This window comes from Aquidulcibacter paucihalophilus (assembly GCF_002105465.1).
Lineage (GTDB): Bacteria > Pseudomonadota > Alphaproteobacteria > Caulobacterales > Aquidulcibacteraceae > Aquidulcibacter > Aquidulcibacter paucihalophilus.
Genome location: NZ_NCSQ01000165.1, coordinates 95,026 through 109,618, shown reverse-complemented (window position 1 = coordinate 109,618; position 14,593 = coordinate 95,026). Strand labels below are relative to the sequence as shown.

15 protein-coding genes and 1 tRNA gene are annotated in these 14,593 nt (G+C 54.7%); 4 read left to right on the top strand and 12 right to left on the bottom strand.

Translation table 11 applies throughout. The features are described 5' to 3' along the window. Positions 1 to 5: 5 nt before the first annotated feature. Genes B7364_RS13400 through B7364_RS13390 form a run of 3 tightly spaced genes read right to left on the bottom strand, consistent with a single transcriptional unit; the run spans position 6 to position 2,934 of the window. Entirely contained in the window at positions 6 to 1,076 is a 1,071-nt protein-coding gene (locus tag B7364_RS13400; protein WP_085340536.1) for a homocysteine S-methyltransferase family protein, read from the bottom strand. After that, the gene (gene metF / locus B7364_RS13395; RefSeq protein ID WP_085340535.1) at positions 1,073 to 1,945 is read right to left on the bottom strand and encodes a methylenetetrahydrofolate reductase [NAD(P)H]; all 873 of its coding nucleotides are present in this window, start codon (positions 1,943 to 1,945) and stop codon (positions 1,073 to 1,075) included. The genes B7364_RS13400 and metF overlap by 4 nt, the downstream gene beginning before the upstream one ends. Next, positions 1,942 to 2,934: an ArsR/SmtB family transcription factor gene (locus B7364_RS13390; protein ID WP_085340564.1), complete on the bottom strand. Its 993-nt coding sequence runs from the start codon at positions 2,932 to 2,934 to the stop codon at positions 1,942 to 1,944. Before B7364_RS13390 ends, metF begins: the two co-directional genes overlap by 4 nt. Before the next feature lie 126 nt (positions 2,935 to 3,060). Between B7364_RS13390 and rnhA the strand changes: the two genes are divergently transcribed. Further along, positions 3,061 to 3,516 (top strand): ribonuclease HI, encoded by a 456-nt coding sequence (gene rnhA / locus B7364_RS13385; protein ID WP_085340534.1) that lies wholly within the window; start codon positions 3,061 to 3,063, stop codon positions 3,514 to 3,516. Here the strand turns inward: rnhA and ilvD are convergent. From ilvD to B7364_RS13370, 3 genes are all read right to left on the bottom strand, one after another. Then, positions 3,513 to 5,237 (bottom strand): dihydroxy-acid dehydratase, encoded by a 1,725-nt coding sequence (ilvD, locus tag B7364_RS13380; protein WP_085340533.1) that lies wholly within the window; start codon positions 5,235 to 5,237, stop codon positions 3,513 to 3,515. The genes rnhA and ilvD overlap by 4 nt on opposite strands. A gap of 122 nt (positions 5,238 to 5,359) precedes the next feature. After that, entirely contained in the window at positions 5,360 to 6,106 is a 747-nt protein-coding gene (locus tag B7364_RS13375; protein ID WP_085340532.1) for an RlmE family RNA methyltransferase, read from the bottom strand. Beyond that, positions 6,103 to 7,167, bottom strand: coding sequence for a Ppx/GppA phosphatase family protein (locus B7364_RS13370; RefSeq protein ID WP_085340531.1), 1,065 nt, complete (start codon positions 7,165 to 7,167; stop codon positions 6,103 to 6,105). The genes B7364_RS13375 and B7364_RS13370 overlap by 4 nt, the downstream gene beginning before the upstream one ends. 154 nt (positions 7,168 to 7,321) lie before the next feature. Here B7364_RS13370 and hspQ point away from each other — a divergent pair, with 154 nt between their 5' ends. Beyond that, positions 7,322 to 7,654, top strand: a complete 333-nt coding sequence (hspQ, locus tag B7364_RS13365) for a heat shock protein HspQ (RefSeq protein ID WP_085340530.1) — start codon at positions 7,322 to 7,324, stop codon at positions 7,652 to 7,654. Between the two features lie 32 nt (positions 7,655 to 7,686). Beyond that, a complete protein-coding gene (gene phhA, locus B7364_RS13360) occupies positions 7,687 to 8,562 on the top strand; it encodes a phenylalanine 4-monooxygenase (protein ID WP_085340529.1) in 876 nt (291 codons plus the stop codon). A 129-nt stretch (positions 8,563 to 8,691) separates the two neighbouring features. Here phhA and B7364_RS13355 read toward each other — a convergent pair whose 3' ends face one another. Together B7364_RS13355 and B7364_RS13350 are read right to left on the bottom strand one after the other, a co-directional pair. Continuing rightward, a complete protein-coding gene (locus tag B7364_RS13355; RefSeq protein ID WP_085340528.1) occupies positions 8,692 to 9,921 on the bottom strand; it encodes an OmpA family protein in 1,230 nt (409 codons plus the stop codon). Between the two features lie 239 nt (positions 9,922 to 10,160). Further along, a tRNA-Lys gene (locus tag B7364_RS13350) sits at positions 10,161 to 10,236 on the bottom strand. A 356-nt stretch (positions 10,237 to 10,592) separates the two neighbouring features. On the opposite strand from B7364_RS13350, the gene B7364_RS13345 reads away from it, so the two are divergent. Beyond that, positions 10,593 to 11,132: a hypothetical protein gene (locus B7364_RS13345; RefSeq protein WP_085340527.1), complete on the top strand. Its 540-nt coding sequence runs from the start codon at positions 10,593 to 10,595 to the stop codon at positions 11,130 to 11,132. A gap of 1 nt (position 11,133) precedes the next feature. On the opposite strand, the gene tgt is transcribed toward B7364_RS13345, so the two are convergent. From tgt to B7364_RS13325, 4 genes are read right to left on the bottom strand one after another with little or no spacing between them, the layout of a single operon-like run. Continuing rightward, positions 11,134 to 12,267: a tRNA guanosine(34) transglycosylase Tgt gene (gene tgt / locus B7364_RS13340; RefSeq protein WP_085340526.1), complete on the bottom strand. Its 1,134-nt coding sequence runs from the start codon at positions 12,265 to 12,267 to the stop codon at positions 11,134 to 11,136. After that, positions 12,264 to 13,328, bottom strand: a complete 1,065-nt coding sequence (gene queA / locus B7364_RS13335; protein WP_085340525.1) for a tRNA preQ1(34) S-adenosylmethionine ribosyltransferase-isomerase QueA — start codon at positions 13,326 to 13,328, stop codon at positions 12,264 to 12,266. The genes tgt and queA overlap by 4 nt, the downstream gene beginning before the upstream one ends. After that, positions 13,315 to 14,115 carry a hypothetical protein gene (locus B7364_RS13330; protein ID WP_106407641.1) on the bottom strand — a complete coding sequence of 267 codons (801 nt, stop codon included), beginning with the start codon at positions 14,113 to 14,115 and terminating at the stop codon, positions 13,315 to 13,317. The genes queA and B7364_RS13330 overlap by 14 nt, the downstream gene beginning before the upstream one ends. Beyond that, entirely contained in the window at positions 14,112 to 14,582 is a 471-nt protein-coding gene (locus tag B7364_RS13325) for a peptidylprolyl isomerase (protein WP_085340563.1), read from the bottom strand. Before B7364_RS13325 ends, B7364_RS13330 begins: the two co-directional genes overlap by 4 nt. Positions 14,583 to 14,593 lie beyond the last annotated feature (11 nt).

The window sequence follows — 14,593 nt, the reverse complement described above, 5'->3', positions numbered from 1 at the left end:
CTCGATCACGCTGATGCGGTAAAAGGTTCAAGGCCAGAAAGCCTCAAGGCGGTTTGAATCACGGGGGCAACACGCGGCTTACCATGGCTGGCAGCATGGGCGATGTGATGAATATGATCCGGTGTCGTGCCACAACACCCCCCCATCACATTGACCAGCCCTTCTTGCGCCCAAGGCGTCATGGTTTGGCACATATCGTGTGGTGTTTCGTCATAGCCGCCAAAGGCATTGGGCAGGCCCGCATTAGGATAGACGGACACCCGGCAGCTTGCCACCCGCGACAATTCTGCCAGGAAAGGACGCATTTCATTGGGACCTAGGGCGCAATTCAAGCCGACCGACCACGGGTTTACATGGCGCACGGCGTTCCAAAAAGCTTCAACCGTTTGACCAGACAAGGTGCGACCCGACCGATCTGTAATCGTGCCGGAGATCATGATAGGCACATTCTCGCCCCGCTGTTCAAGCACTTCGGAGATGGCATACAGCGCAGCCTTTGCCACCAAGGTGTCAAAGATGGTCTCGACCATCAAGAAGTCGACCCCACCATCAAGCAGGCCAAGCGTCTGCTCGCGATAAGCAACAACCATTTCATCAAATGAAGCAGCCCGGTAGCTGGGATCATTGACATCAGGTGACAAAGACAGAGTCTTATTTGTGGGCCCAATAGAGCCAACAACTACCTTGGGCGCGTCGGCTGTTTCAAAGGCTAAACAAGCCTGGCGAGCCAGTTTGGCAGCTTCGAGATTAAGCTCATAAGCCAGTGGCTCAAGCGCATAATCGGCTTGGCTGATCGTGGTCGCATTGAAACTATTGGTCGAGATTAGGTCCGCGCCAGCCTTCAAAAAGGCCTCATGAATGCCATAAATGATGTCGGGCTTTGTCAGCACCAATAAATCATTATTGCCCTTTAGGGGATGACCATGGTCAGCAAATCGGGTGCCGCGATAATCTTCTTCCTCCAATTTGAAGGTCTGGATCATCGTCCCCATCGCGCCATCTAGGATCAGGATGCGGTCTAAGGCAATGGCTTCGATCTTGGCCAAACGGTCTTGGCGGCTTGGAAAATGGGTCATGCCGCATCCTTGTCAGTGGTAGGCGTTTTGAGACCCAACCGACGACAGGTAGCAAGCGAGAGCTCTGCGCGGTTGAGGGTGTAGAAATGAAAGCGATCAACGCCTTCGGCTTGCAGCTTAAGGCACAGGTCTGCGGCAACCGAGGCGGCTACCATATCGCGTACCTCCGGGCTCTGATCGAGCCCCTCAAACGCTTGTGCAAACCAAGGCGGAATGCTGGTCCCGGTCGAAGTCGCCATACGTGTGTAGCCCGCAACATTTCCAACAGGCATGATGCCGGGCAGCAATGGAATTGTAACGCCAGCCTTGGCCGCCGCATCGCGGAAGCGCAGATAGACATCGGCCTCGCAAAAGAATTGACTAATGGCGCGGGTGGCACCCGCGTCAATCTTGGCTTTCAGCACATCGATATCATGCTGCAGACTGGGGCTTTCTGGATGCTTCTCTGGATAGAAACTCACCGAGATTTCAAAGTCTGCGATCCGACGCGCCGCAGCCGTAACTTCTGTCGCATTCATATAGCCGTCGGGATGGGGTTCAAACTTGGTGCCAACTCCAGTCGGGGGATCGCCGCGCAAGGCAACGATGTGGCGAACGCCAGCCGCCCAGTATTCCCGCAAAACCTCATCAACTTCCGCTTTGGATGCGGCAACGCACGTCAAATGGGCGGCAGGTTGGAGCGAGGTCTCATCCAAAATGCGCTTGACGGTGCGGTGCGTGCGCTCGCGCGTAGAGCCACCCGCGCCATATGTCACGGACACAAAATCAGGTGCAAGCGGTGCCAAGCGGGAAACAGCATCCCACAATTTCGCTTCCATCGCCTCCGATTTGGGCGGAAAGAACTCAAATGAAATGGTGGGTTGGCTCATGAGGTAATCCTAGATTCTAATTGCTTGGTAGTGGTGGGGGCTGGCTTGTTTGATGGCAACTCAGCCTTCCACAAGGTAACCGCAAGCCCTGACTGGCCGGCTTCTGGGGCGATATGCTCAACCGCATCCACCACCAAACCAAACTGCTCGCACCAATTTGTGACTTCGTGATCTGAGAAGCCCAAGCGCCGGTGGGCGTGGACTTGTCGCAACTCTTCAAACGCATGGGGCGCAAAGTCAGCTATCAGCAATGTTCCCCCAGGCTTGAGTATCCGGGCCGCCTCTTTGATTGCCGCCTGGGGTTCTGGCAGATAATGCAAAACCTGATGAATGGTCACAAGGTCAGCGCAATTATCCTCATAAGGCAGGCCCAAAATATCTGCCTGCCGGACCGAGGCTTGACCGCTGCCAGTATCGTCTAGGCGGGCACGGGCCAAAGCCAACATCTTCCGGCTCGAATCAACCCCTTCTGCGCGACGCGCTTGCGGAGCAAATAATTCGATCATGCGACCTGTGCCAGAACCGAGATCTATATGAAGAGAGAAGTTTTGACCGGCAACAGCCTCTACCAAGCGCGCTTCGACGAGGGCCTCTGGTTGATGCAGACGACGCAAGGCATGCCATTCGTCCGCTGCTGTTTCAAAATAGGCACGGGCCAATTCTTCGCGTTGAACTTGGACTTGTGCCAAGCGTTCGAGGTCCCGCAGAAGCATAGAATCATCCTTATCCACCTCATCCAAGATAGCGCGGATAATACGCCCCACAGAACCATCCGTCTTTAAGCGAAAGAATACCCATGCTCCTTCCGGACGTCGTTCCAGCAAGCCTGCCTCAGCCAAAAGTTTTAGATGACGCGAAACCCTAGGCTGGCTTTGATTAAGCACGGTGGACATTTCGCCTGCGGCGAGTTCGCCACGCGCGAGAAGAACCAAAATCCGCAACCGCGTTGGTTCCCCAATAGCCCTAACGATGTCGACAAGTTTATCCATGCTCAATCCTAACATGAAGATATAAACATATCTTTATATGATATAGCAAGGACTTTATGCGACACAGCAGACAAAGGGGTTTGAAGTCGCTGAAAACCTCCATACAGAGTAATCATGATAGATACTATGGCTACAACTACACCGGTCACCATTCATACAGACGGTGCGTGCTCGGGTAATCCCGGCCCAGGCGGCTGGGGTGCGATTCTGCAATTCAATGGTAATGAAAAAGAGATTTATGGCGGCGAGGCGCTAACCACCAATAATCGGATGGAGCTTATGGCTGCCATTATGGCACTGGAGAGCCTCAAACGCCCCTGCCCTGTGATTATTTATACCGATAGCCAATATGTGCGCCAAGGCATTACGGCTTGGATCCATGGCTGGAAAAAGCGGCAGTGGCGCAAAGCCGATGGAAAGCCAGTCCTAAATGCTGATTTGTGGCAACGCCTCGACCTGGCCAACAAAACGCATCAAGTGGACTGGCGCTGGGTGAAAGGCCATGCGGGTGATCCGATGAATGAGCGAGCAGATGCTTTGGCCCGTCAAGGCACAGAGTTTGCCCGCTCTACAAAGGCTTAGATGTCGGCGTACATATGGGTCTCAGCGGCTGCCCCTTCGTGGGTGACAGCACCCAGATAGGCAGGTCCAACCAATTTTGCATACTTGGCAATGGCACCGGAATTATAGTTGGTCTTGCGCGGCTTCCACGCCGCACGACGCGCAGCCAGCACCTCCTCAGAGACCTCGAGATTAATGGTTCCAGCCTGGGCATCAATAGCAATGATGTCGCCATTTTCAACAAGCGCAATTGGGCCGCCTACGGCCGCTTCAGGTCCGACATGGCCGATGCACATGCCACGCGTCGCACCAGAGAAACGACCATCGGTGATAAGGGCCACATCGCCGCCACGGCCAAGGCCATAAAGTGCCGCAGTCGTGGATAACATTTCGCGCATACCAGGCCCGCCGCGGGGACCTTCATAACGAATGACTAAGACCTCACCCGCCTCAAAAGCTTCGTTGGACACCGCCTCAAAGCAGGCCTCTTCGCCATCAAATACGCGCGCAGGACCGCGGAAGGTCAAATTGGCCAGACCCGCAATCTTCAACATGGCTCCTTCTGGTGCCATCGAACCCCACAGACCAACAACGCCGCCATTTTCGGTCAAAGGGGCTTTGACGGGGCGAATAACCTTTTGGTCGGGATTCCAAGTCACTTGTTCGATGTTTTCGCCCAAAGTCTTGCCCGTAACGGTCAGGCAATTGCCATCGATCAGATTTTCATCGAGCAGCGCGCGCAAAAGCATTGGCATACCACCGGCTTCACCCATATCTTTGGCGACATATTGGCCACCCGGCTTGAGATCAGCAATCCATGGCGTCAACATGAAGGCGTCGGCGACATCCTTCAGGGTAAACTCAATGCCGGCCTCATGCGCCATCGCGGGCAAGTGCAAGGCTGCGTTGGTTGAACCACCCGTCGCAGCAACCACAATTGCCGCATTCACAAAGGCTTGGCGGGTGCAAATGTCGCGCGGACGCAGATTGCGCGCGATCAAATCCACAACCGCATGGCCAGAAGCAACCCCATAAGCATCTCTGTCTAGATAAGGCGCTGGTAACGAGGAAGATAAGGGCAGACTAAGCCCGATTGCTTCGGCGACACAGGCCATTGTATTGGCGGTGAATTGGCCTCCACACGCACCATCGCTTGGGCACGCATGGCGTTCAATTTCGCACAATTCTTCAAAATCCATTCGGCCAGCTGCATGTGCGCCAACGGCCTCAAACACTTCTTGAACCGTGATGTCTTTGCCTTTGTGCTTGCCTGGGAGAATGGAACCGCCATAGAGGAAAACGCTTGGAACATTGAGGCGCAGCATGGCCATCATCATCCCGGGCAAGCTCTTATCGCAGCCTGCAACCCCGACCAAAGCATCATAAGAATGGCCCCGGATCGAAAGTTCGACAGAATCGGCAATCACTTCGCGCGAGACAAGTGACGAGCGCATTCCTTCATGACCCATCGCAATCCCGTCGGTGACCGTGATTGTGCAGAATTCACGCGGCGTGGCGCCAGCTTCTTTCACCCCAGCGGCCACCGCATGGCCCTGTCGCATCAAAGCGGTGTTGCACGGTGCACTTTCATTCCAGCACGTGGCAACGCCAACAAATGGGGCTTCAATCTCACGTGTGCCAAGCCCCATCGCGTAATAATAGGAGCGGTGTGGCGCGCGGGCTGCCCCCAATGTAACGTGGCGACTTGGCAGTCTTGATTTATCCCAAATGCGAGTGGTCATGGCTATTCCTCATTAGTCTCCAGCCTTATGGCGCGGGATCTATTCTTTTAAAAGCGCATCAGTGGATTTGTGACCATTTGTTGCAGGCCCAATCGGAGCGAGTGCCCACGATCCGGTCGCGCCTACCCTTTGAAACCGGTCGCAACCATAAACAATTCCACACTTTCAGCACGGCTGGAGGGTGGTTTTGCATGGCGAACCTCTTTGAAAGATTGCTTCAACCGTGTGAGGATTTCAGTCTCGGTTCCACCTTGGAACATTTTGGTTACAAATGCGCCACCAGGTGCCAAAACGCGCATCGCAAAATGCGCAGCGGCTTCAGACAGAGCCGCCGTACGCAAATGGTCAGTCTGCTTGTGGCCAACCGTGTTGGCTGCCATATCACTCATCACGAGATTGGGTTGCCCCCCCAGCAAAGCGATCAGCTGATCTTCCATGCCCTCCGCCAAAAAATCACCCTGAATAATTGTCGCCCCCTCAATCGGGTCCATCGGCAAGAGGTCAATCCCTACAATCGCTGCGGCACCGCGGCGAGCAACGACCTGCGTCCAGCCGCCAGGCGCCGCGCCTAGGTCGATAATACGACCATGATTTGGAATAAGTCTGAATTTCTCATCTAATTCAATGAGCTTATAGGCAGAGCGTGCTCGCCAGCCGTCGGCGCGTGCCTTGTGGACATAAGGGTCATTCAACTGGCGCTCGAGCCAGCGTGCCGATTGAGCCGTACGATTCTTTCCAGTCTTTACACGCGTGGGTGTTGCGCGGGTGTCGGTTTGGCCGACATCAAACACAACCCGCCGCCGGCGCTCTGGCAGCGCAGGTGGTGGCCCCTTCTTCGCCCATTTCCCCTTGTCTTTCTCATCACTCATGATTTGGCCCGCCTGCGCCTGCGCCGGCGGCGCGGTGGTTCTAACATAGTTAGGATTAGCCCCTCACGCAGGCCACGATCGGCAACACGAAGGCGAAGACTGGGCCAGCGATCCAAAATAGCTTCCAAAATAGCTGCCCCCGCAAGAACAAGATCAGCCCGATCTGGTCCAATACAGGGTTCTGCCGCCCGTCCGGCTTTGTCTCGTGCTGTCAGGTTCGCGATCGCAGCCCGCGTATCCTGTTCTGTGATCCAAAGCCCGTCGACGAGTCTTCGAGAATAACGCGCCAATCCAAGGTGCACGCCAGCTAGACTTGTAACAGCACCAGATGTTCCGACGATATGGGCCTTGCCCGACATTAAATGGTCGCGAACTTCATCGGGGGCTGAAAAGCCAGCCACATGATCGGACGCACATTGCTTCATGGTCGCATACCAACTGACGGTATCGCCATGTTCTGGAAACTGGTCGGCTAAGGTTACAACGCCAATCGGGGCTGAAAACCAATGCTCAAGTTTAGGTCGACGGTCAGGTCCTCGGTTAATGGCCCAGGATAATTCTGTTGAGCCCCCGCCAATATCGACAACCAAGGCACCAACGCCCGTAGGATCGAACAAATCGGCGCAGCCAATAACTGCAAGGCGGGCCTCCTCATTTGGACTAATCACCTCAAAACGAACCCCCGTCTTTCGGGTAATTTCCTTCAAAAAGGATGGTCCGTTACGGGCCGCGCGACAGGCCTGGGTGGCGACGCAGCGGACCCGAGTAGGCTTGTGACGCGCGATCTTTTCTGAACAGGCTTGGATGGCTGCAAAGGTTCGCTGCATCGCCCTGTCAGATAGAAGTCCCGTCGCCGAGAGGCCTTCGCCCAGCCGCACAATTCGCGAAAAGGAATCAACCACACGAAATCCGCCCGGCGCACGCTGTGCGACCAGCAGTCGACAATTATTGGTCCCAAGATCCAAAGCAGCAAAGCACTGCGCAGGATCGTGCGACGCGTGGACGCTCTGTGGCGGGCTTCTTACCAGTCCCGTCGCAAGCGTTGAAAGGCCGCCGGCCATGTCAAACCTCTGTTGCGCCAATATTCAGCGCTTCGTTGCACCTATCGTAACATCCTATTGGCGAAGGGCAATCTCTGCGCATGTATCGTCCGGGGTGCTTGCACGTCGTAACAATCGTGCATAACTCTTGGGCTCAGGAAAGGAGAGCCCTCGCATGTTGAATCAAACAGCCAAGTTTCGGATCGGAGAGATCGTGCGCCACCGCCTCTTTCCATTCCGGGGCGTTATTTATGATGTCGATCCCGAGTTTGCTAACACGGAAGAATGGTGGCAAGCGATCCCAGAGAATCTGCGTCCCCGTAAGGACCAGCCTTTCTATCATCTCCTAGCGGAGAATGACGAAACCCATTATGTCGCCTATGTCTCTGAACAAAATCTGTTGCCAGACACATCGGGTGAACCGGTCGAGCATCCAACGGTACCAGAGCTTTTTGCCGATTTTGACGGCAAGTCCTACATTCGAAAGCCAGACTTGAAGCTCAATTAGAGCGAAGGCTGATTGGAGAAAGGGGGTCGGTTGTGAATACAAAAGATAGGGACAGCATCCCACCCCCACATGCCGCTGCTGATTGGACGATTGATCAGAATTGGGCGGCCTATCGTGAGGAAGAGCACCAGCGTTGGACTCGGCTGCATGAGCGGCAGATGGAGATCCTGCCCGGGCGCGCCTGTGAAGCTTTTTTAGAAGGCTTATCTGTGCTTGACCTTCACGGCGAGGGCATTCCCGAATTTAAAACGCTAAACCGGCAACTTGAGGCTATATCTGGTTGGACCATCGTCGCGGTTCCAGGGCTTATCCCGGATATCGTCTTCTTTGAACACTTGGCGAACCGCCGGTTTCCAGCGGGCAACTTCATCCGCTCTGAAGCCGAATTCGATTATATCGAAGCCCCGGACGTGTTCCACGATATCTTTGGTCACGTCCCCATGCTGACCAACCGCGTCTTTGCTGACTATATGCAAGCCTATGGCCAAGGCGGACTGCGCGCCCAAAACCTGAACAGCCTCGACGCGCTAGCGCGGCTCTATTGGTATACGGTCGAATTTGGTTTGATCGCGTCAGCAAATGGTCCGCGAATTTATGGCGCGGGCATATTGTCGTCGCCGGCCGAGAGTTGCTTCTGCTTAGAATCCCGTTCGCCAAATCGGATCGGTTTTGATCTGATGCGTGTCATGCAGACACGCTATCGTATTGATGATTTCCAAGAAACCTATTTCGAAATTCAAGACTTCAACGACTTGTTTGAAGCAACTTCGCAAGATTTTGCGCCTTTGTATAAAGCATTAGAAATAGCCCCCGATTACCCACCCGGTCAGACACTGGCACGAGATCGGCTAATTCAAGTCGGGGACCAAACCTATGCAAACAAAACCCGCCTAACTTTAACTCACTGATTCGATGACACCCTAGCACGGGTGCAGAGGCGGCTAGCTCGCGGAGAGTACGTCCCCTCGGCAATCGTTTTGGTCAAACAAAAAAGGCCCGGCGAAACCGCCGGGCCTTCTGATTAGCTTGTGACAAGATCACTGGAAGGTGAAGGTCACTTCTGCACGACGGTTCAAGGGTTCCTTGACGCCATCTGCAGTTGGCTTTGCAGGCTTGGATTCACCAAACGCTTCGCCAGTCATCAAATCGCCTGGGACGCCACGGGCGACCAAAGCTTCACGGACAGCAACAACACGCTTTTGAGACAGCTCAATGTTGTATTGTGGCTTACCGGACAAGTCAGCGTGACCTTGGATCAATGCTGTCCGATAGTTGCAGCTTTGAGCCGACAACTCTTGCACCGCATTATCCAGCACGCTGGTCGCTTCCGCAGTCAGGAACGACTTATTGTGCTCGAAATACACCACAAGCGAGCGGCCGTCACACACAGGTGGTGGTGGCGGTGGTGGCGGTGGTGGTGGCGGTGGAGGTGGTGGTGGCGGAGGTGGTGGTGGTGGCGGAGGTGGTGGTGGCGGTGGTGGCGGCGGAGCCGGTGGTGGTGGTGGTGGTGGTGGAGCTGCGAAGGAATAACGCAGACCCAAGCCAAGGCCACCAATGCCTGGCAAACCGCTGGTACCCGAACCAGCACCCAATGTCAGCGGGGTCGTGGTCGAACCGCCGAACGAATTCGAACGAACGCGGCCAGTACCTGCAAACGACAAGTCAGCAACGTTGACATAGGTATAGGTGATGTCAGCGTTCAAACGCTCAGACAACTTCAAACCAAGACCAGCCACCAATTGCCAAGCAAAGCCCGTGTCGCTGTCGTTGATCGAAACGGCAGAAGCGCGGCTCAAAGCCAACAATGGGCTTGAAGCGTTTGCCTTGTCGAACGATCCAGCCAGCAAATCGACGCGTGCTAAGCCGACGCCAGCACCAACGAATGGGTTGATGTTACCGTCACGGTTAAAGTCATAAATGCCGTTGACCATTGCGGTCCAAACGCCAATGTTACCAACCGTAGAAGAGACGCCGCTGTCTTTGAAGCCAGCATTGCCCTTGGCCAATTGTGCTTCAACGCGGAAACCGTTCTCGAAACCATAGCCTAATGCAATGTTTCCGCCCCAGCCGCCATCGCCCTTGGCACCCTTGCCAATGATGTAAGGCGACTGACCGACGCCCGATGGGTTGACAGGAGCATCAATATCTACGCTGCCACCAATGCTGTAGCCAGTGCCTGCGCTACCATACCAGCCATCGGCGGATACGATACCTGGCGCGGCTGCCAATGCGAGGACCGCAGTGGCGCAAAGCCAAATTCTCTTCATGGGTCTATTTCCCTCATAAATCGATAACGCCCGGTTGGGCGCTCCACAAACCTAATAAACGATGAAATTGAGAGGTCAACCACTTGCTTAAGGGTTAGTCATGTTCGAAACCGCAATTTTGCGTGTTAACTGCAACAGTGTTGCAATCGCGCCTCATACGTACAAACAACCATTTAGTTCCGCCGAAATATAGGCGGAATTTCACGTTTAACTGAGCAGAACGACACACGATTAGAAGATGGTGAGCCCGCCGGGGTTCGAACCCGGGACCTACTGATTAAAAGTCAGTTGCTCTACCGGCTGAGCTACAGGCTCCCAAAAATTGGGCATCGCGAATCCGCGGTCCGGGTGTGAGCGGCGCTGATAAGCACAGGCCCGCGTCCAGTCAATGCCTCGAGGTGAAGTTCGTCAACGAATCGAGCCTATCCCTGCACTGTTTTTCTGTTTCTTTTGCATTCAAATCGCTTTGTTGAGCCCAAACCTGCACGGGGCGACCTTAAGTCAGCTCAACAAAATGGACGTAGCGTGCAAGTTTGGCTTGACCAAACCTGTCACGGCAAGGCAAGTCTGTGCTGGGGACGATTTGGAACAAGTTGCACGGAAGTTGTACAAATATCATGTTCAAGGGTCACCGCTCAAATATTTGTCAGACTAAACATCGTAGCGGCGTAATGTTGTCTTTGGTGCTGGTCGCCATCAGTGCGAACATCGCCACAGGGTGTGCCAGTTCGCGTGGCGGAAAGACACCGGCCTCCTCTACCACGGCGACCGATCGTGACGGTGCCAATGGCGAGGCAATTCGAGCAGCGGCAACCGACGCTGCGGTTCAGCCTTTGCGCGACATTGGTATGGTTAAGCGGAGAATTCCACCGGCTCTGGCTCGAATCGGTGACCCCTATGCTCCGCCATCCGGGCAAAGCTGTGAGTGGATTCAATATGAGATCCAGCAATTGGACGCTGCGCTTCAGGGCGATGTCGAAGCCCCTGACGGCCACGATGACCGTCCGATAACAGCTCGAGGCGGAAACATTGCCAGAGAAGAAGCAACAGAGGCCGTTCGTGGCGTTGGGTCTATGCTTGTACCGCAGCGGAGTTTGGTGCGAATGCTGACAGGAGCGACGAAGGCCGACCGCCTGTACGCCGAGGCTGAACAGCGTGGCATGGTGCGGCGTGGCTATCTGCGTGGACTTGCTGATTCCAAAAAATGCTAAACTAAACCGTTGCCTCGGCCATTCCAAAACCCCAACGTTCGCGCAAAGCCGCGCGGGCGGTTTTGAATTCACCTGCCGCGATGGCCGCCCGCAGATAGGCCATTAAATCTTGGTAGAACCCCACATTGTGCCACGACAACAAGGTTTGCCCCAAAATCTCTTCGGCTTTGAACAAATGATGCAAATAAGCTTTTGACCATTGGCTACTGGCCGGACAAGAGCTCGTCGGATCGATAGGATCTTTGTCTTCAGCAAATCGGGCATTCTTGATATTGATCGGTCCGTCCCACGTCCACGCTTGGCCATGCCGGCCAGCTCGAGTTGGCAGAACGCAATCAAACATATCGACCCCGCGCGCAACCGCCTCCAGAAGGTCAATTGGTTTTCCAACTCCCATCAAATAGCGCGGCTTTTCTTCCGGCAGTTCTGGTACCGTCACATCAAGTGTTTGGCACATCAACTCGTGTCCCTCGCCGACAGCCAATCCACCAATCGCATACCCATCAAAGCCAATCGACTTGAGGGCTGCAGCCGAGCGGGCACGAAGATCTGGAAAGACTGACCCTTGCACAATGCCAAACAGAGCTTGGTTCGGCCGGGTTCCACCAAAAGCTTGTTTAGATCTCTCACCCCAGCGGGCGGATAGCTCGAGGGAGACCAAAGCCTCTTCATGCGAGGAACCGAAGGTCGTGCACTCATCCAATTGCATGATAATGTCAGAACCGATCAAATCAGCTTGCAATTCGATAGAGCGCTCCGGCGTCAGCATATGCTTTGACCCATCAATATGGCTGCGGAAATCAACCCCCGCCTCACTCATCTTGCGTAAGCCCGCCAAGGACCACACTTGGAAGCCGCCCGAATCAGTCAAGATCGGTTTATCCCACCCCATGAAGTGATGCAGACCACCTAGGCGAGCCAAGCGCTCGCCCCCCGGGCGCAGCATCAAATGATAAGTGTTTCCCAAGACAATGTCGGCCCCGGTAGACTTTACTTGATCCACACTCATCGCCTTCACGGTGGCAGCTGTACCAACAGGCATAAAGGCAGGGGTTCGAATCTGGCCCCTTGGCGTCTCCAACACGCCAGTGCGTGCTAAGCCATCAGTTGCGTGGCGCGAGAAGATGAAGCTCATGACGTCGGTGCTTTCCAAAGCAGGCTCGCGTCGCCGTAGGAATAAAAGCGATAGCGCTGGTCAATGGCATGGCGATAGACGTCACGTAAAGCCTCCATGCCGATTAAAGCACCCACCAGCATCAAAAGCGTCGACTTGGGTAAATGGAAATTGGTGATAAGGCCGTCGACGACTTTAAAGCGATAGCCTGGGGTAATGAAAATCGAAGTATCGCCGCCGCCATAAGTGATTTCACCATCTGGATCGACAATTGATTCTAACGTCCGCAGACTGGTTGTACCAACCGCAATGACCCGCCGCCCCTCCGCCTTGGCCCGCGCGACAGCCGCCGCCGTCTGCGCGCTTACTTCATAGGTCTCCGCATGCATCACATGGTCATGGATATTGTCGACTTTTACCGGCAGAAAAGTACCTGCGCCCACATGCAGCGTAACCCAATGCCGTTCAACACCCGCGTGGTCTAATGCCTCAAGCAAACTTGGCGTGAAATGAAGACCAGCTGTTGGCGTCGCCACCGATCCGTCTGCACGCGCATAGACAGTCTGATAATCTTGCGCGTCTTGGGCATCCACGGCCCGCTTACGCGCGATATAAGGCGGCAAGGGCATCGAGCCGAACTGCGCGATGGCTCGGTCAAGCTCCGCGCCGGCTTTCGAAAAAGCCATGGTAACCTCCCCGGCATCACCAAGCCCGACAACATGAGCCTGTAAAGAGTCGTGAATGGTCAAGACATCACCGAGACCGACCCGTTTGGCCGGGCGCACAAAAGCCTTCCAAGTCGAACCATCCAGCCGCTGATGCAGATTGATATCCACAGATACAGGTCCACCAACCCGGCTGCGTTGTGCGCGCGTTGCCTTCAAAGATGCGGCAAGAGTGCGCGTATCGTTGAAAATCAAAACATCGCCTGCCCTTAGATAATGGGGCAAGGCCGAGACAACGGCATCTTCAATTGGATAGTTGGGTTTGGAAACCAACAAGCGCGCCGAATCGCGCGGCGCTGCTGGCCGCAGAGCGATCAATTCTTCGGGCAGGTTAAAATCAAACTCAGAGAGCTGCATCTTCGTCTTTCAAATCCGGCGGTGCGAGAAGCGCTTCAATTGCGGTGAGTAAAGGCTTGGGCAAGGGGCCAAATCGATCAAGCTCGGTCAAAAGAATTTGAGCCGCTTCAACTGATTGATCATAGCCTGCGCATACTTGCCTCAACCAAGCGCGCCGATCCGGCCAAATCAGTTCTGCGCGGCGACTAGAATTGAACGGGTCACCCCGCTGCTCGCCTTCAATAGAGGACCACATCAGGTTCAAGACTAAGTCGAGCGCATGGCCTTGGATCATGCGGTGAGACGCCAGCACCTCCCCTCGCCGAAAGCGGCAGAGACCAACATAGATACAGGTCAAAGCCTCTGATAGGGTCCACGTGATATCGATCGGTTCTATTTGCCGCGAAGGCTTTAGAGTTTTGACGTCAAAACCTTCACGCGACCAGATTAGTCGGCCAGCTTGAAATGGAATATTGGGTAATTGCTCGGGGGCAAAGACTGCGAATTCGCCAAATATTCCATCTAAAAACAGAACTTTCCAGCCATCAGCCGTGTTGCGATGAGCGAAGCTTAGGGTCTCTACTGACGAAAGCCAGCTTAGATCTTCCCGAAGCCAGACAGCCGTTTCTGCCTCGGCAATGACAAAAAAATCGAGATCGGAAAAGCGATCTGCCCGCCAAACATCTAAACCTACAGAGCCCAAGCCCAAAAGGGCCAATGCGCCTTTTTGTCTCTCAAGGCATGTGCCGATGGCATCCAAACGGCCCAGCAGATGCTGAACCGCTGGGCCAATCGTGCGGTCGCTCATGCGACGTCTGCTGCGACTTTCATCGAGATAATCTTGCCCGGTGCACGTGGTGGTTCGCCCTTAGGCAAAGCGTGAACAGCCTCCATACCCGAGGCAACTTTTCCCCAAACCGTATATTGGCGATCGAGGAAAGTGGCGTCATCCAAGCAAATAAAGAATTGGCTGTTAGCGGAATGGGGCGCATTAGTCCGCGCCATTGAGCAGACGCCTTCAACATGCGGCTCCGCATTGAACTCGGCTTTCAGGTCTGGCTTCTTCGAACCCCCCATGCCGCTGCCATTCGGGCAACCGCCCTGAGCCATGAAACCATCAATCACGCGATGGAAGATGATTCCATCATAAAAGCCTTCCCGCGCCAGTTCTTTGATACGTGCCACGTGGCCAGGGGCCAAATCAGGACGCAAGTCAATCGTGACCGTGCCTGTGCTAAGTTCCAGAATAAGGGTGTTTTCGAGGTCTTGGCTCATAATCATCTCCA